At 70.2% G+C, this 16,151-nt stretch carries 13 protein-coding genes; 7 read left to right on the top strand and 6 right to left on the bottom strand.

Translation table 11 applies throughout. The features are described 5' to 3' along the window. Positions 1-32: 32 nt before the first annotated feature. From AC5L38_RS34890 to AC5L38_RS34875, 4 genes are all read right to left on the bottom strand, one after another. Positions 33-890, bottom strand: coding sequence for a hypothetical protein (locus tag AC5L38_RS34890; RefSeq protein WP_495247069.1), 858 nt, complete (start codon positions 888-890; stop codon positions 33-35). 667 nt (positions 891-1,557) lie between these two features. Continuing rightward, positions 1,558-2,721: an acyltransferase family protein gene (locus tag AC5L38_RS34885; RefSeq protein WP_495247068.1), complete on the bottom strand. Its 1,164-nt coding sequence runs from the start codon at positions 2,719-2,721 to the stop codon at positions 1,558-1,560. Between the two features lie 28 nt (positions 2,722-2,749). Further along, complete coding sequence (locus AC5L38_RS34880; RefSeq protein ID WP_495247067.1) at positions 2,750-3,382, bottom strand: TetR/AcrR family transcriptional regulator; 633 nt, start codon at positions 3,380-3,382, stop codon at positions 2,750-2,752. A 167-nt stretch (positions 3,383-3,549) separates the two neighbouring features. Further along, positions 3,550-4,533, bottom strand: coding sequence for a BtrH N-terminal domain-containing protein (locus AC5L38_RS34875; protein WP_495247066.1), 984 nt, complete (start codon positions 4,531-4,533; stop codon positions 3,550-3,552). A 394-nt stretch (positions 4,534-4,927) separates the two neighbouring features. Between AC5L38_RS34875 and AC5L38_RS34870 the strand changes: the two genes are divergently transcribed. Next, a complete protein-coding gene (locus AC5L38_RS34870) occupies positions 4,928-5,617 on the top strand; it encodes a type 1 glutamine amidotransferase domain-containing protein (RefSeq protein WP_495247065.1) in 690 nt (229 codons plus the stop codon). Positions 5,618-5,791: 174 nt separating this feature from the next. Further along, a complete protein-coding gene (locus tag AC5L38_RS34865; RefSeq protein WP_495247064.1) occupies positions 5,792-7,426 on the top strand; it encodes an FAD-dependent oxidoreductase in 1,635 nt (544 codons plus the stop codon). 140 nt (positions 7,427-7,566) lie between these two features. Here the strand turns inward: AC5L38_RS34865 and AC5L38_RS34860 are convergent, their stop codons facing one another. Beyond that, entirely contained in the window at positions 7,567-8,001 is a 435-nt protein-coding gene (locus tag AC5L38_RS34860; RefSeq protein ID WP_495247063.1) for an ester cyclase, read from the bottom strand. 363 nt (positions 8,002-8,364) lie between these two features. Between AC5L38_RS34860 and AC5L38_RS34855 the strand changes: the two genes are divergently transcribed. The 4 genes from AC5L38_RS34855 to AC5L38_RS34840 all read left to right on the top strand — a co-directional run bounded on the left by AC5L38_RS34855 (position 8,365) and on the right by AC5L38_RS34840 (position 14,395). Continuing rightward, a complete protein-coding gene (locus AC5L38_RS34855) occupies positions 8,365-9,198 on the top strand; it encodes an MBL fold metallo-hydrolase (protein ID WP_495247062.1) in 834 nt (277 codons plus the stop codon). 566 nt (positions 9,199-9,764) lie between these two features. Continuing rightward, positions 9,765-10,373, top strand: coding sequence for a CHRD domain-containing protein (locus AC5L38_RS34850; protein ID WP_495247061.1), 609 nt, complete (start codon positions 9,765-9,767; stop codon positions 10,371-10,373). Between the two features lie 575 nt (positions 10,374-10,948). Continuing rightward, positions 10,949-11,908 carry an AraC family transcriptional regulator gene (locus AC5L38_RS34845; protein WP_495247060.1) on the top strand — a complete coding sequence of 320 codons (960 nt, stop codon included), beginning with the start codon at positions 10,949-10,951 and terminating at the stop codon, positions 11,906-11,908. A gap of 252 nt (positions 11,909-12,160) precedes the next feature. Next, the gene (locus tag AC5L38_RS34840; RefSeq protein WP_495247059.1) at positions 12,161-14,395 is read left to right on the top strand and encodes an AAA family ATPase; all 2,235 of its coding nucleotides are present in this window, start codon (positions 12,161-12,163) and stop codon (positions 14,393-14,395) included. A 108-nt stretch (positions 14,396-14,503) separates the two neighbouring features. Here AC5L38_RS34840 and AC5L38_RS34835 read toward each other — a convergent pair whose 3' ends face one another. Further along, positions 14,504-15,064, bottom strand: coding sequence for a DUF1697 domain-containing protein (locus AC5L38_RS34835; protein ID WP_495247058.1), 561 nt, complete (start codon positions 15,062-15,064; stop codon positions 14,504-14,506). Positions 15,065-15,545: 481 nt separating this feature from the next. Between AC5L38_RS34835 and AC5L38_RS34830 the strand changes: the two genes are divergently transcribed. Next, a complete protein-coding gene (locus AC5L38_RS34830; protein WP_495247057.1) occupies positions 15,546-16,061 on the top strand; it encodes a hypothetical protein in 516 nt (171 codons plus the stop codon). Positions 16,062-16,151 lie beyond the last annotated feature (90 nt).

Below are 16,151 nucleotides of genomic sequence, written 5' to 3'. Positions count from 1 at the left end.
GTCAGGAGGTCAGGAGGTCAGGGGGCAGGGGGTCAGCCCGGCGGGAAGTTGCCGTTCTTGGCGACCGGCAGGGCCAGCTGGCTCGCGCCGCTGAGAACGGCCGGCTCGGGCGGGAGACCGGCGAGAACGGGGTTGATGTGCCGCAGGGTCAGCGAGACCGAGGGCAGGGCGGGGGCGGAGATGTCGAACTTCTCCAGGTCGATCCAGCGGACGATCTTGAGTACGTCGTCCGGGATGACGTCACCGGCCTTCTGCACCGGGACGCACAGCTGGCGGGCGTTGAGGACCACCGCGCCGTGCGTGGGGATGATCGGGGTCAGGACGGGGTTGAGCTGGCGCAGGGACAGCTGCTGGTTCAGCGGGGTGTTGGGGGTGATGCCGTAGCACTTGAGGTCGATGTGGCGGACGAGCGACAGCACCTCGGCGGGCGGGACCACGTTGTTCTTGATGACCGGCACGCACAGCTGCTGCGGGGTGTTCAGGGAGACCTGCGTGCGCGGCAGGCCCTGGAACAGCGGGTTGAGGTGGCTGAGCACGAGGCCCGTGGTCACCGTGGTGCCGGAGATCTTGTAACAGGCCAGGTCGATGAACCTGATGAAGTTCAGCGCGGGCGAGGGCGGCAGCTGGTTGTTCTTGGCGACCGGGACGCACAGTTGCTCGCGCTGGCCGAGGACGACGGTCTCGATCGGCAGGTTGCCGAGCACCGGGTTGAGGTGCCGCAGCGTGAGCGTGGCGGCGGGCGGCTGGTACGGGCTGGTCTTGAAGCATTCGAGGTCGAGGTAGGCGGTCAGATCCTTCGGCGTCGGCAGCGCGAGGGCGCTGGCGGGCGGCACGCAGAGGAACGCGACGGCGAGCATCGCGACGACGGCCGAGGCGAGGCGCCGCAGCATCGGTTTCCCGCGCCCGTGAATTCCGGTTACGGATCGGTCCATTGTGGCTCCAAAGGCTGGGGGGTGGGCCTTCTCAACGCCGAGTGTGTGCCGCTGCGGCCGGACTTTCAATATCGCCGCCCAATTTTTGTCGAAAGTAAAAACCGGGACGGCCGGGAGGGGATTTGTCATCAGGCGTAAAAGCGTCGCCGGTTCACCGGAAATCGAAATACGAAGGTTTTGTCAAAAACTTGTCAAGATGGCGGTTCGGGGCATTGGAAAGGCGCATCGAGGTAAGTTGACACGGGGGCGGGAGCCCGGTAATACGGCATCCGGCCAGGAGTCGGAGCCCTGGCCGGACAGCCCCGTCGCCGCCTCACCCCGCCGGCGCGCTTTCCCGGGCCGCCGTCCGGTGAACGATCCTCCGGAGACGGTGGCCCGGTTTCGCGTCCCCTTCCGGGGATCGGTTTTCGCGTACCTGAGATCAGGGTGACGATCGCCGATTTGATTTACGGTTCGCCCTTACCGCGCCTGGCCGTATTGAAAACCGTGTTCCGGGGAGCCCGGATTTCGAAGGGCGGTGATGGTCTTCGCCGCGTTCCTTCTCCGATTACCGGTTCGGCGCCCTTCGGTGAGCGGTCGCGCTGAAACGACTTGCCCCGTCCCGGCCGTCGCGATCCCGTACGTTCTAGAGCACCCTCCGGGCGCCGGGAACGGCGCGTACCAGGTACGCCGTCGTCCAGCACAGCGGTAGCGCGAGGGCGGTGAGCAGCGCGAACTTCGCGACCGCGGGCGCCTGCACGTCGCGGAGGGCGTAGCCCAGGGCGACCAGCACGACCGGGTGGATGACGTAGACGGTGTAGGCGTGCGCCGACAGGAACCGGCGGAGGCGTCCCTGGTGGGCGAGGCGCTCCCGGAACAGCACCGGAAGGCCGATGACGAGGCCGACGGCGAGCGCCGACTCGCAGATCGCCGCCAGCAGGGACGGCAGGGTTGCGTGACCCAGGATCGCGTCCTCGGTGGTGACCAGGAGGAGGACGAGCGCGACCGCGGCGACGGCCGCGGTGGCGAACCCGATCCGGCCGGCCGTTCTGGACAGGCCCTCCAGCCAGCCGCGCCGGGCCGCGACCAGCCCGACGACGAACAGTGACACGTACTGCGGCAGGTAGGCGGGTGTGGGCAACCCCAGGATCGACGCGCCCATCGGCACCGCGATGCGCCACAGGTAGGTCACCAGGGCCAGCGCGGCGGCGAACCCGGCGATCGCGACGGCGCCGGGCGCCCGGCCCGTGACCGGAGCCGGCTCGGACGCGCGCCGCTTCCCGGCGGTCAGGCGCCGCCACAGGACGTAGAGCGCGCTGAACACCAGCAGCACCTCGACGAACCACATCGGCCCGGGGGTGAACGAGAGCAGGTAGAACCGCCAGTAGGGAAGCCCGGTCCCCTCCTGGGCGGCGGCGTAACCGCCGATGGTCACCAGGGGGCGGAGCACCAGCAGCCAGAGCAGCAGCGGGACCCCCAGGCGCAGCAGCCGCTCCCTCAGGAACAGCCCGGCCCCCTTGCGGTCGTAGGAGCCCGGCACGAAGAGTCCCGAGACGAGGAAGAAGGCGCCCATGAAGAACGCCTGGTTGAGCACCAGCATGACGTCCAGGAGCGTTCCCGACGGGTCGGTCGGCGGTTCCACGTAGTACCAGCGCGGGACGTTGCTGTAGGCGATCGCGGAGTGGTGGATCACCACGAGCGCCATCAGGGCGGTGCGCAGGTTGTCGACGTACAGGAGGCGCGGGGAGGCGGTCGGTGGTGCGGTCGGCGACGCGGTCGGCGCGGTCGGCCGGTTGGCGGGCTGTGTCATCGGTTCGCCGTTTCTCCAGGGGGTCGGCTCATCCAGGGGGTGCGGCCCGGGCGGCGTGCTCGAACAGGTCCGCCAGCTCGTTCGCGTGCGCTTCCAGGTCGTGGTCGGGGTTGGTCACCCAGTAGGCGAACATGCCGTCGATCGCGGCCTGCACGGTGACGGACATCACGCGGGGGTCGAAGGAGCGGAACTCGCCGTTCCGCTGGCCGAGACGGAACAGCGTCTCCCGGTCCTTGTAGATCGGCTCGTTGAAGGCGACGCCGTAGCGCCGCCTGCCGCCGGGGGCGCGGGAATTGTTGAAGATCTCTCCGAGGGCGAGCAGCTGGGCGCGGTGGCCCCGCATGTACTCGGCGACCGCGCGGATGTTCGCCCGCAGCGCCTCGGCCGCCGTGGTCTCCTTCTCCGTCAGCGGTACGACGAACCGGGCGATGTCGCGGTAGACGTGCTCGACGATCCGCTCCATCAGCTCGTCCTTGCCGGCGAAGTGGTACGAGATCACGCCCTTGCTGACGCCGGCGCGCTCGGCGATGTGCGCCAGCGAGGTGTTGGCGTAACCCAGCTCCATCAGGGTCTCGATGGCGCTCTCGATGATCTGCGCCCGTCGGGCCTCCTGGATGAACGAAGGCTGCTTCTGGCCGTCCGGCTGATTTTCTGGCCGCATGGCCAAAATATAGTACGACCGGTCAGAAGCCACAACCCGCCGCGGCCGGCGGAAGTCCGTGCGGGCGGGACGGCACCCCCTGTGAGCACGGGACGGCACCCCCTGCGAGCACGGGGCGGTGGCGGAACGGGGTGCGCCGGCCGGTCTCCGCCGCACCCGGCTTCGCGCTACAGCCGGCGCAGCGCCCGCATGGCGTCATGTTCGACGCGCGAAAGATCGTGGAGGATGACACCGGCCTGTTCGAGGTACGCCGCGTCGCCGCTCTCCCCGGCCTTCGCGATCAGGGTGGACACGTCGGTCCACAGGGCGGCGGCCTCGGCGTACAGCCTGTGGCCGGTGCGGAGGTCACCGTCGTCGATCAGCCGGGTGCACTCGTCGAGGAAGTCGCGGTAGAGGGCGCGGAACAGGGCGCCGCCGGTGCCGCCCTTCTCCATGAGGAGAGCGGCCTGCGGCAGGTCCCGCCGCGGATCGGCGGCGCGCGGCAGCCATCCGGGCACCTGCCTGCCGGCTTTTTCGATGCCGCGGTGGCCCAGGTTCGCGATGGGAGGGGAGAGGAAGGCCTCGGCGCAGTCCCTGATGGCGGGGACGAGCCGGTCCTGCCAGGAAATCGGGTGAGCGGGCAGGGCGATGGTGAAGGACCGGTTCCTGGCGGTCATCGGGCCGCGTGCGGCGCGCGCCACGGCGAGGCCGGCCAGGCTGGTGCGCACCGCTCCTCCCTGCTGGTCGGTGTCCACGAGGTGGGCCTCGTGCTCGTCGTAGCCGTACATGGCGACGACATGCCCGCCGAAGTGCACCTTGGAGCGGAAGTAGTCCAGGTGGTAGCAGTCGAGCTGAAGGCCGACCGGCCGGCCGGCGTCGATGGGAGCGGCCACGTTCCTCCACGCCTTGCGCGCCGAGGTGGTCTCCTCGACCGTCAACGCCAGCCCCAGCCTGGCGGCCAGGTTCCTGGTGAGCTCGAAGGGTTTGACGCGGCCTCCGAGGAAGGGGAACGCCATGCCCCTGCCGTCCCAGTAGACGAAGGACAGGCCCGAGCCCAGCCCGAACAGCATGGGCTCGGACAGATCGAGCCCCTCATGCCGTAACAGCACCCCCAGCGCCGTCGTCTCGCAGTGGTGCGTGCCACGGGCCTCGACGTCCTTCACGATGGTCATGCGTCGCTCTCCTCACAGGTCCCCGTCCCCGACACCTTCACGATCAAGCGCAGGGGACCACTGGGAGTAGCGTGGAGCCTCCCACAGGGGGAGAGTCCAACCGGGACCTGCCTCACCCCGGGCCGTGAGCCCGCCGTCCCGGCACCGCGACGGCGTCCGAAGACCGGCGCGCCCCCGGGCCGGAGAGTCGGCCGGGCGGCGACGGTCGCCGCGTCGCCGCCCATCGCGCGGGTCGACCCGCCGGATCGTCCTTCGTGGGTGTCAGATGGCGGCGCCGCGCGCCATCTGTCCGTTCAGTGTTCGTCAAGTGCGCATCTCCCACGTTTGGACATGAGCGGTGAGGTGATGCACTTCACTGACGCCGAAGTCCGGGGACGAGACGAGGAGCGGGACATTGAAGGTTTTGATCGTGCTGACCTCCCATGACGAGCTGGGTGACACCGGGCGCAAGACCGGGTTCTGGCTCGAGGAGCTCGCCGCGCCGTACTACCGCTTCAAGGACGCCGGGTGGGAGATCACGCTGGCCTCGCCGAGGGGTGGGCGGGCGCCGCTGGACCCGAAGAGCGATGAGGAGCAGTTCAGGACCGACCAGACCCGCCGGTTCGAGGCCGATGCCGAGGCCGAGGCCCAGCTGGACGGGACGGTGCGGCTGGACACGGTGTCCGCCGACGACTTCGACGCGGTTTTCTACCCGGGCGGGCACGGCCCGCTGTGGGACCTGGCCGAGGACGAGGCGTCGATCAGGCTGATCGAGCGGATGGCCGCCTCGGGCAAGCCGTTGGCGCTGGTGTGCCACGCGCCGGGCGTGCTGCGTCACGCCAGGAGGCCGGACGGCGGCGCGCTGGTCGCGGGGCGCAGGGTGACCGGCTTCACCGACAGTGAGGAAGAGGCCATGGGCCTGACGAAAGTGGTGCCCTTCCTGGTGGAGGACGAGCTGGTGGCCAAGGGCGCCGACTTCTCCAAGGCGGGCGACTTCGAGTCGTACGTGGTGACCGACGGGCTGCTCGTCACCGGGCAGAACCCGGCCTCTTCCGGGCCCGCCGCGGACGAGCTGATCTCCCTGGCCGGTAAGAACGCGGCCTGACCCCTGTCACGCACGGTGGGCGTCCGGCGACTCGCCGGAGGTGTTCTCCCTCACCTCGCCGGCACCACGCTGACCGACGTCCGAAAGCTCGTCCCGGGGAGATCGTGACGAGAACCGTGTGGAAAGACCTCCCGCCGTGCGTCGCGAAGTCGTCGTCAACAGGAGCGTCCCATCATGCCGAGAACGGAAGCCGGCGACGGCGAAAGCACCGTCCTCAACGAGGAGCAGTCGAACCGCCTCGCGGGGTACGGCGAGGCGGAGGAGGTTCGGGAGGGGCAGAACCTGTATGCCTCGGGCGACACCGGCTACGACTTCTTCCTGCTGCGGACGGCGACCGTGGATGTCGTCAGGGACGCGACGGCGATCGAGCCGGAACACCTGATCTATCGGCGCGGACCGGGTGAGTTCCTCGGCGAGCTCAACCTCCTGACCGGCCAGCAGGTCTATCTGACGGCCCGCGTCGCGAGCGCCGGGACCGTTGTCCGGATCCCGGCGCACGCCCTGCGCCGTGTCCTCGCCGAGCAGGTCGACATCGCCGACGTGCTGATCGAGACGTTCCGGGCACGGCGCGAGCTCATGCGGTCCACGGCCGGCAGCGCCCTGGAAATGGTCGGACGGCCCGACACCGCCGAGACGCTCTGCCTGCGCACGTACGTGACGCAGATGCTCCTGCCGCACCTGTGGCTCGACGCGACGTCGCTGTCCGGGCGCGCTCTGCTGAGGTCGGCCGGCGCCGGCGAGGACGATCTCCCGGTCGCGGTGACGAACGGCCTGGTGCTGCGCCGCGCCACCCCGGGAACGGTCGCCGAGGCGCTCGGCCTGACCTATCACGCCACGGCGTGCGTCCCCGATCTCGTCGTCGTCGGCGCCGGACCGGCCGGTCTGGCCGCGGCGGTCTACGGTGCGTCCGAAGGCCTCGCCACCGTGCTGCTGGACGGCTGCGGGATCGGAGGCCAGGCCGCGAAGAGCGCCCGGATCGAGAACTATCTCGGTTTCCCGCAGGGGGTCGGCGGTGAGGAGCTGACCCGGCTGGCGATGATCCAGGCGCTCAAGTTCGGCGTCCAGATCTTCTCCCCCTGCAAGGTCGTCGGCCTGGACCTGTCCGACGAGAGGCGACCGGTCGTGGAGCTCAAGGACGGCTCGCGCATCGAGACCTCCACGGTGATCGTCGCCACCGGAGCGCGCTACCGGCGCCTGGACATCCCGCGGTGGGCGGAGTTCGAGGAGAGAGGCTGCATCCGGTACGCGGCGACCGAGCTGGAGGTCCGCAGGTACGAGTCACAGCCGGTGGCGGTGGTCGGAGGCGCCAACTCGGCCGGGCAGGCGGCGCTGTCCCTGGCGGCTCGCGATTGCACGGTGAACCTGGTGGTGCGAACCGCCGACCTCGGGGCGAAGATGTCGGCGTACCTGGCGGACCGGATCCTGGCCCATCCCCGGATCCACGTCCGGGCCGGAAGCACGGTGCGACGGCTCGACGGGGACGAGACCCTCACGTCGATCGTCGTGGCGGACGCCGGCGGCGGGTCGGATCGGCTGGACTGCCGGGGGTTGTTCTGCTTCATCGGCGCCACGCCGGAGTCGGACTGGGTGAAGGACGTCGCGAAGGACGAGCACGGCTTCGTCGTCACGGACAGCCACCTGCCCGTGGGGACGCACGGGACGCACGGGACGCCGCTGCCGTTCCAGACCAGTGCGCGCCATGTCTTCGCGGTGGGTGACGTCCGCTCGGGTTCGACCAAGCGGGTGGCCACCGCGGTCGGAGAGGGCGCGGGCGCCGTCTCCTCGGTCCACGCGGTCCTCGGCAGCTGAGGCGGGTCCCGCGACCCGGCCGTGGGCTTACGCGTGCGGTGGGCTTACGCGTGCGGTGGGCCTATGCGTGCGGTGGGCCTATGCGTGCGGCGTGCCCGGACGTGCTCGCGCCGCGCCCGGAGCCGGAACCGCGGTGCCTGTCAGAGCTGAGCGTTCACCGCGACCGGCAGGCCGAGCTGGGTGTACCACTCCAGCTGGTCGTAGTAGTCACGGTCGGTGACGATCAGCCCGTTCTCGATGCTGGCCACCGCGACGCCGCGCACCGCGATGTGCCGGCCCGTGGCCCGCAGCACGTTGCCGTTGGCGAGCAGGAAGGGCCCGTCGTGCGTGCCGGTGAGCATGTACTCGGTGACCGCGGGATCGTCGAGCACGGGTTTGTTCCAGGCGGTGAACATCATGTCCGGAAAACCCTCGAACAGGTGCGCGTAGTACCAGCTGACCTGCTCTCGCCCCTCCACGATCCCCATGGGGGAGACCATGATGGCCTCCCGGGCGAAGTGGCGCACGATGCCCTCCACATCGTGCTCGTTGAAGGCTTCAATGATCTTGTCTTTGAGCTGCCGGGCACTCGTCATCGACACCACCCCCGCTCGCGCCCCGCGCGTTTCCCCAGGTTAACACTCCTTTGCGAGGGAACCGGGGGCTCCGCCCGCCCGCCGGCGTCCCGCGCTGATCTTCGCCTGGGGCGGCGGTGCCCGGGGGTGCCCGGCCTGGGCCGGTCGGCTGCTGGCGCGACGCGAACGCGCGGCGCGCGGCGCGCGGCTCGTGGGCGGTGGCGAAGTCCCCGGCTGCCGGGCCGCGCGAACACCTCGACGGTGGCGCCGATCGGGCACCCCGGCCGTGGCTCACCCGCTTCGTCCAGAGTGCTTGCGATTTACCACCACTAGGCACTACGGTCTCGACGAGCGGTTGCAAATCACAAGCGGAAGGAGCCGCCCGTGCTGAGGCAGGTCGCTGAGGGTGTGCTGGTCCACGAGAGCGAGTTCTGTCAGAGCAACGCCGTCGTCGTGCACGGCCGCGATGGCGTGTTGCTCATCGACCCCGGGGTGCAGGACCACGAGATGACCTGCCTCGCGAACGACCTGTCCGAGTCGGGTCAGAGCGTTGTGGCGGGCTTCTCGACGCATCCGGACTGGGATCACCTGCTCTGGCACGCCCGGCTCGGCGAGGCCCCTCGTTACGGCACGGCCCGCTGCGCGGCCGCCGTCCAGGAACAGCTGTCCCACCCGAACGCGAAGACCGACATCGCCGACCACCTGCTCGAGACGGGCATCGCCGAGCGGGTCCCGCTGGACCTGCTCGGCCTCATCGCCGCCCTGCCCGCCGGGACGGCGCGGATTCCATGGGACGGCCCTCAGGTCCGGATCATCGAGCATCAGGCGCACGCGCCGGGCCACGCGGCGCTGTTCGTCGAGGAGCGCGGGGTTCTCGTCGCCGGCGACATGCTCTCCGACGTCCTGGTCCCGATGCTCGACATGGACGGCACCGAGCCGGTCGAGGACTACCTCGCGGCGCTGCGACTGCTGGAGGGCGTGGCGGGCGACGTCGACGTCGTCGTCCCCGGCCACGGGTCGGTCGGCGGGGCCGGTCAGGCGCACGCGCGGATCGAGCGGGACCGGGCGTACGTGCTCGCCCTGCGTGAGGGCCGTGCTCCCGACGACCCGCGGATCGGCCCGTCGGCCAAGCCCGGCTGGGAATGGGTGAGCGACGTGCACGACGGGCAGGCCCAGCGCCTCGCCCGGGGAACCGAGCGCGACGGGACGCCCGGCTAGCGATCGGTGTGCGACACGATGCCGGGACGGAGGACCTGACGCCTTTCGGCACCCCGGACAACGGCCCCCGTCGCGAGATGAACGAAATGCGAGCGGCCGGAAAGCTCGAAACGGAGAACGGCCGAGTCGCCTTGGGCGCACTCACCGGAAACCCTTTTCCACAATGGTGATCACCGCCCGGCGTCCTGAAGCGGTGATACGCACGGCGATGTCGGTGGCCGCCGTGCGGTCCGGCGTCGGCCGGGCGCGTCACCTCGTCGCTCACGTCCGAAACGTGCGAGGTGCGTACTTGACGATCACTGAACACAAAGTGGAGATCGGGCGCGTTCGACAATCCGCCCGAGCTTTTGTTGACAGTGAGTGAATAACCACTGGATTTGTTCATCGATTCCGCGGACATGGCCGGCCGGCGGCTGATTTCCTGGCGATCCTTCGCCTTGAGGCGTTATGTGTCATTGATCACATGTTTTATGTGAATTCATGTGCGCAAAGCGCACTATGGTCATCCCTGTTGTTTTGCGTGTGGCGAAAGTGCCACAAGGGAAGATCGAGGAAGAAGAGTCACGATGAACATGAGCAGGCAGTCGAGCAACGGGCGGATCGCGTGGCGGCGCGTGCTTGGGGGAGCGGCGGCGGCAGGAGCGGCCGCGGTGGTGGCCGCCGGCACGGTGATCGCCACCCCCGCGGCCGCCGGGGTGACCGAGGTCCCCGCCGGGCACGGCCACGCCCACACCCACACGACCAGCGCTGCCGGTGCCGCAGACACGGCCGGCACGGTCGCCTCGTGGAGGAAGTACTACTTCGCCGCCAGGCTCCTGGGCAGGAACGAGGTGCCCGAACCGGGCAAGAAGGTCAACGACCGGAACGGCATCGCCGCCGCCAAGTTCCGCATCAGCGGCGACCGCTTCTACTACTTCGTCCAGTGGAGGAACACCGGCAGGCCCACCGCCTTCCACATCCACAGGGGCAAGGCGGGCGTGAACGGCCCCGTCGTCATCGACCTGCTGTCCAACGGCCGCATTCGCGGCAACACCGGCTTCGGTTCCGTTCGAGTCAAGAGCAGCCTGCTCAGGGGCATCAAGAACAACCCCGGGAACTGGTACGCCAACCTGCACACCGCCCAGTTCCCCGACGGCGCGGTCCGTGGCCAGCTCCGCACGGGCGGCCGTTGGTAGGTCGCATGCTGTGGCAGGGCACTTCGCCCACGGTGGAGTGCCCGCCCGGCATCTCGGGCGAGATCATGCTTTCGACGACCCGGTCACGGCGCTCTGTTCGATCATGGCTGGTTCGGGCTCGCCGACGACCGCCCCGGCCCCCCTCGGCCTCCCCCTCGGCCTCGGCCCGAGAGACCTCTCGTTGGTATGGTGGCGAACAGGCCGGTTCCCGACCGGCTCGAAGCCCTGGATCAGCGTGTGACCTGTCCGGCGGGCGTGCCCGGCACGTGAGGTGTCACAGCGAGAAGCGACGCCGCACGCGTCGCGCCCTCCCGGGTGCGGCCACCGGCCTGAACGACCGGCGAGGCGATTCCAGCGGTCCCAGCCGTCCGCGCCGCGTCCCGGCCGTGCGCCGGCGTCGATCCTGGCGTACTCGAGGCCGATCCGCCGCGACGACGAGCATCGAGAGCGCCGTACGCGTTCGGTGCGACGGGGGGGTCCGGGGTGCTGGCAGCAGGACGGCTTCAGAAGCTCGGGCGGAGTCCGGAGAGCGCGAGCTGTGAGAACCGGCATCCTTGGCCGCAGGGAGGTTCATCATGACGACCTCGGAGCTTGAGCACCGCGTGAGCTCGGCGGACCTCGTCTCGGCGCTGGCCGCGCGCACACCCGAGATCGGGGGCAACGACGGCGGCTGGCCCGGCCTGACCCTCTACCGCTTCACCGAACCGACGGCACCCGCCTGGGAGGAGATCGAGTCACTCTCCCTGGGGATCGTCGCGCAGGGCAGCAAGGCGGTGATCGTGGACGGCGAGCGCTACGTCTACGACCCGTTCAACTATCTTGTGATCAGCAGCAACCTGCACTTCCAGGCCGAGGTCCTGCGGGCCGGTCCCCACGAGCCGTTCCTGTCCCTCGTGCTGGAGATCGACCCGGCGCTGGTACGGAAGGTCTCCACCGGCATGCTCGGCCCGCGGTCAGGCGGATTCGATCCGGTTCCGGAGCGGGGCGAGGCCGACCGGTGCGTCGTCTCCCCGCTCGATCCGGAGCTCCTGGCGGCGGTCCTGCGGTTCCTGCGGTCGCTCGACAGCGGAGCCGACCGACGGGTGATGGCGCCGATGTGCGTAGAGGAGATGGTCTACCGCGTGTTGCGCCGGGAGCAGTTCTCCCGGCTGCTGCACATCGCGGCCAGGCAGACCTCGCGCAACCCGATCTCCGCCGCGCTCACGTTCGCGCGGGCGCACTACGCGGAACCCCTGACGGTCAACGACCTGGCCAGGCAGGTGGCCTTGAGCCCGTCGGCGTTCTCTGCCTTGTTCCGCGAGGTCACAGGTCGTACGCCGTATCAGTTCCTGAAGGAGTACAGGCTCGACCGGGCGCGCGAACTGCTCGTCGACGGCCGGAGGAGCGTCACCGAGGTGTCCCGCCACGTCGGCTACGCGAGCGTCTCCCACTTCATCAAGGAGTTCCGCGGCCGCTTCGGCGTCACGCCGAGGGCCTACGTCGACGCGCACGACGTGGAAGCCGCGTTGCGCAGGATGCGTTCGGACGCCGGGTAGGGCGTTCGGGCGAGATCTCCGTGCCGGGCGGGCGGACCGCATCTCCGTGCCGGGCGGGCGGCCCGCCTGGAGCGCGCCGTCCGGCGCCGCCCACGCGGGGATCGGGCCGGGCGCCCCCGGACGGCGCGACGTCACCGGCCGGGAATGGGCACTGATCGAGCAGGATCACGCTACCTGCCGGCTTCACCGTTCGCTTTACTGGCCAAGCTCGGACGGTTCGCAGGTCTTCTCGACGATCAAGGTGGTGCACGCGTGGCTGTGCCGATCCTTCCCGCCGGAGGCGGCGGCGAGGACCGACCGGCCGCCCGCGACTCCCTCCACCTCCGGATTCTCGGCCCGCTACGGCTCTGGCGGGACGGCGTCGAGCTGCACGCCGGCCCACCGCAGCAGGCCTTTCTCCTGGCTCTCCTCCTGGCCGGGGAAGGCCGGCCGATCGACACCGACGAGTTGATCGATCTCATCTGGGCCGGTGATCCGCCGGCCAGCGCCCTCAACGTCATCCACAAGTACGTCGGTTCGTTGCGCCGGCTGCTGGAGCCCGCCCTCCCGGCGCGAGATCCCGGCTCGTACCTGCGGCGGCGTGGCAACGGGTACCTGTTCACGGCGGATGCCGGGACGCTGGACCTCGTCGTCTTCCGAGACCTCGTCGAGGCCGCCGGGACGGCCTTGGCGAAGGAGCGCCACGAGGCGGCCCTCGACCGTTACGCGGAGGCGCTGGGGCTCTGGCAGGGCTCCGCGGGCGCCGGGCTGAGGCAGGGACCGGCCGCGACGTCGATCTTCGCGAGGCTGGACGGCCGGTTCTTCGACGTGTGCACGGCGGCGGCCGAGCTCGCGGTCTCGCTGGGACGGCCGGAGCGGGTGCTGCCACCCCTGCACCTGGCCGCCACGATGGCGCCGCTGTACGAGCCGGTGCAGTCGAGCCTCATCGCCGCCCTGGGCGCCGCCGGTCAGCGGGCGGAGGCGTTGTCGGTGTTCCGCGCGGTCCGTATCCGCCTCGCCGACCTCGGCATGGATCCCGGCCACGCCCTGGCCGCCGCGCACCGGCGGGTGCTGGACCGGGACCTGACGGCGGCCGGGGCGGTGGCCGTCCAGCGGCCGGCAGAACAGCCGCTCGCACACCTGCCCGCGCCGTCGCGAGCCGCCACGGAATCCGGGGCGTCGTCCAGGGGCGTCCTGGTCGGCCGGGCCGGGGAACTGGCCGGGCTGCGGCAGGCGATCGACCCGGCCTTCGGCGGAGGTACGGGGCTCGTCATCCTGGAGGGCGAGCCGGGGACGGGCAAGACCCGCCTGCTGCAGGAGCTCGCCGCCGAGGCGGATCGGCGCGACGCCGCGGTCGTCTGGGGGCATTGCCTGGAATGCGAGGGAACACCGCCCATGTGGCCGTGGGGGCAAGTGATCGGCGGGGTGCTGGACGAGCTGCTCGACGCGGCGCGGGAGAAATGGCTCGCCGGTGAACTCGGCCGTCTCCTCGGGCCCGACGGCGACGTCCGCCGCGAGTCGGTGACGCCCGGCGGCGGCGCCCGGTTCTCCCTGTTCGAGGCGGCCGTCGCCGTCGTCGGTCAGGTCGCCGCACAGCGGCCACTCGTGCTCGTGATCGACGACCTCCAGTGGGCGGACGTCGCGTCGCTGGACCTGTTTCGTCACCTGGCGGCCCGGCTGCCGGGCGGCACCGCGATCATCGGGGGACTCCGGGACCGCGCTCCCGTACCCGGATCGGCACTGGCGCGGACGCTGGCCGCGGCGAGCCGGATGCCCGGTCACCACCGCATCCGGGTCGGTCCTCTCGGCATGGCCGGCGTGGCCGAGCTCGTCCGTCAGGAGAGCGGCCGGGACCCGGACCCGGTCGCCGTCCGCGGCATCCACGCGCGTACCGCCGGCAACGCGTTCCTCGTCCGGGAGCTGGCCAGGCTGCTCGCCGACGGAGGCGTGCTCACCGGGGACGCCGTGGCGCGAGCCGGGGTGCCCTCCACCGTGCGAGACGTCGTCCGTGACCGGATGGGCGGACTCGACGACCGTGCCAGGGACCTGCTCCAGGCCGCCGCGCTGATCGGACGGGACGTGGACCTCGGCCTGCTCGCCGACGTCGCGGACCTCGACATACAGGACTGCCTTGATCGCCTGGAGCCCGTGGAAGCGCGAGGCCTGCTCGAACCCGCACCCGGGGACCCGTTCTTTTTCCGTTTCCCGCACGATCTGGTCCGCGAGTCGATCGCCGGGACCATGCCTTCGGGACGGGCGATCCGGCTGCACCTGCGTGTCGCCGACGCGCTCGAGCGCACCGGTTCCTCCTGCTTCTCCTGCTCCTCTCGCTCCTCCTGCTCCTTCTGCGACAACGTCGCCGAGCGTGTCGCCCACCACCTGTGGGCCGCCGGCCCGCTCGCCGATCCGCGCCGGACCGCGGCGGCCCTGGGGCGCGCGGGCCGTCACGTGGCGGCCAAGTCCGCGTTCGAGGCCGCCGGGCGACAGCCGCGCCGGCCGTCCGGGTAGCGCGGACGGCCGGAGGGGTCGTGCCGGGACAACGCGCCTTCTTCGCACGTCGAAAGGCGAACCGCCCGGCGATCGTCCCCGGCCCGGCCGCACCACTCACGGCGACGGTCAGGCGGGCCGGGCCTGAGTCAGCTCCACCAGCTTGGTGACGGTGTTCCAATTGCGGCTGGTGGCGACGACGCCGTCGGGAGGCGCGAATCTCGCCAGGGCTTCCGCGAGTTTGGAGCGGCCCAGGCCGTCCGGAACGTAGAGGTAGAGCGCGCGGTCGCCGAGCCGGAACTCCTCGGGGAGATACCTCGCCGCGTCGAAGGAGGCGAGGTGCGACGTGGTGACCGGCCCGGAGAAGTACGTGACGTGCAGTTGCCTGCCTTCGAGCGAGGCCGCGGGGAACGGGCAGGTGTCGGCCACCGCCCTCAGATACGCGTGATCACGCACCAGGACACCGACGCCGAAGCCGAAGTGCTTCTCGATGGCCTCCTCCAGCTGCGCCGCGAGGGCCTTCTCGTCGCCCGGTGCACTGGTGAAGACGGCATTGCCGCTCTGCAGGTAGGTGCGTACGTCGCCGTGGCCGAGCTCGGTGAGCAGCGCCCGTAGTTCGGCCATCGGGACCTTCTTGTGGCCGCTCACATTGACGCCCCGCAGGAGCGCCGCGTACGCCTTCGTCGTCATCCCCGCACCTTACCGACGAGCGGAAACCGGCATCACCCGGAAAGCGCCCGTTCTCCTGTCGCTCTCGCGCGGGCTCTGGCCGGGCGGGTCGGCGCGTTGGAGAAGGAGAACGGCGAGCCGCGCCATCGTCACCAGGTGCGCGGCATTCGGCGGGATCCGGCGCTCGTATGCCGACCATATTCTCCGAATATACCGAGGTCACATAAAATTTGGTCAGCGCAGAACCCGAGAAACGCCTACAAGGAAAGGAATTGCAATTACCGCCGAGCGGAAGAGCTCGGAGTTTCGGCCGGCGTCGTCGTCGGGGCGGCACCGAGATGCGGATGTGCGAGGGCCACGTGCTCCGCGCCCGCGCGGCGGCCGATTTCACCTTTCCCGGTTCGACGCCCACTCTTCGGCTTGACCGCGCTCCTCAAGAGGATTTCCTGACCGGTCAGATGATCATCTGACCGGGAACGCCTTGCATGACGAAGGAGAACCAGTGCGACCCCTCACGCGACTCCGGCTTCCCGCGATCGGAGTGGCTCTCACCGCCACCCTCGGCGCCGGGCTGCTCACGGCGCCCGCCGCGCACGCCGCGCCCGACCAGAAAGTCAGCTACGTCAAGCGAGTCAAGCCGGTCCAGTCCGTGGTCACCCATGTCGCGATCAAGGACCACCGTGGCCGGAAGTACCCGATCAAGGTGACCACCACCTGGGCCTACAAGTCCTCCAAGTCCGCGCAGCTGCGGTCCATCGTGATCCGCGAGAACGGCTTCCCCAGGGGCGGATGCATCTTCCCGGACCTCTACTTCGCGAACGCGAACGACTGGGAGGCTCAGCGGGGTAGATACGGCAAGATCTGCGACGGCGGCTCCAAGGCGTATTCGGTCATGAGGACGATCAGAGTAAGCCGCGGCACCCTCGGGCAGCTCTGGATCCGGACTCCCAACCCGAGTCACCCCGGCTGCTGCGGAGCGCGGCAGTACACCGTCCAGTACAACATCGCGAAGCGCTGAGCCACTCCTCGGCCTGACCTTTTCCGAGCACGGCAAGAGCCGCGGTCGGGGGCGGCGGCATGGCCGGAGCACCGGGGAGCACCAGCCCTC

The organism is Streptosporangium nanhuense (assembly GCF_059358815.1).
The sequence above is the reverse complement of the archived record's forward strand: the minus strand, read 5'-3'. Positions and strand labels throughout refer to the sequence as shown.

Bases quoted from the DNA above. Each gene is read 5' to 3' on its own strand.
- AC5L38_RS34860 (WP_495247063.1), bottom strand. From the start codon at position 8,001: ATGACGAGTGCCCGGCAGCTCAAAGACAAGATCATTGAAGCCTTCAAC.
- AC5L38_RS34850 (WP_495247061.1), top strand. From the start codon at position 9,765: ATGAACATGAGCAGGCAGTCGAGCAACGGGCGGATCGCGTGGCGGCGC.
- AC5L38_RS34880 (WP_495247067.1), bottom strand. From the start codon at position 3,382: ATGCGGCCAGAAAATCAGCCGGACGGCCAGAAGCAGCCTTCGTTCATC.
- AC5L38_RS34865 (WP_495247064.1), top strand. From the start codon at position 5,792: ATGCCGAGAACGGAAGCCGGCGACGGCGAAAGCACCGTCCTCAACGAG.
- AC5L38_RS34885 (WP_495247068.1), bottom strand. From the start codon at position 2,721: ATGACACAGCCCGCCAACCGGCCGACCGCGCCGACCGCGTCGCCGACC.
- AC5L38_RS34875 (WP_495247066.1), bottom strand. From the start codon at position 4,533: ATGACCATCGTGAAGGACGTCGAGGCCCGTGGCACGCACCACTGCGAG.
- AC5L38_RS34890 (WP_495247069.1), bottom strand. From the start codon at position 890: ATGCTGCGGCGCCTCGCCTCGGCCGTCGTCGCGATGCTCGCCGTCGCG.
- AC5L38_RS34845 (WP_495247060.1), top strand. From the start codon at position 10,949: ATGACGACCTCGGAGCTTGAGCACCGCGTGAGCTCGGCGGACCTCGTC.
- AC5L38_RS34835 (WP_495247058.1), bottom strand. From the start codon at position 15,064: ATGACGACGAAGGCGTACGCGGCGCTCCTGCGGGGCGTCAATGTGAGC.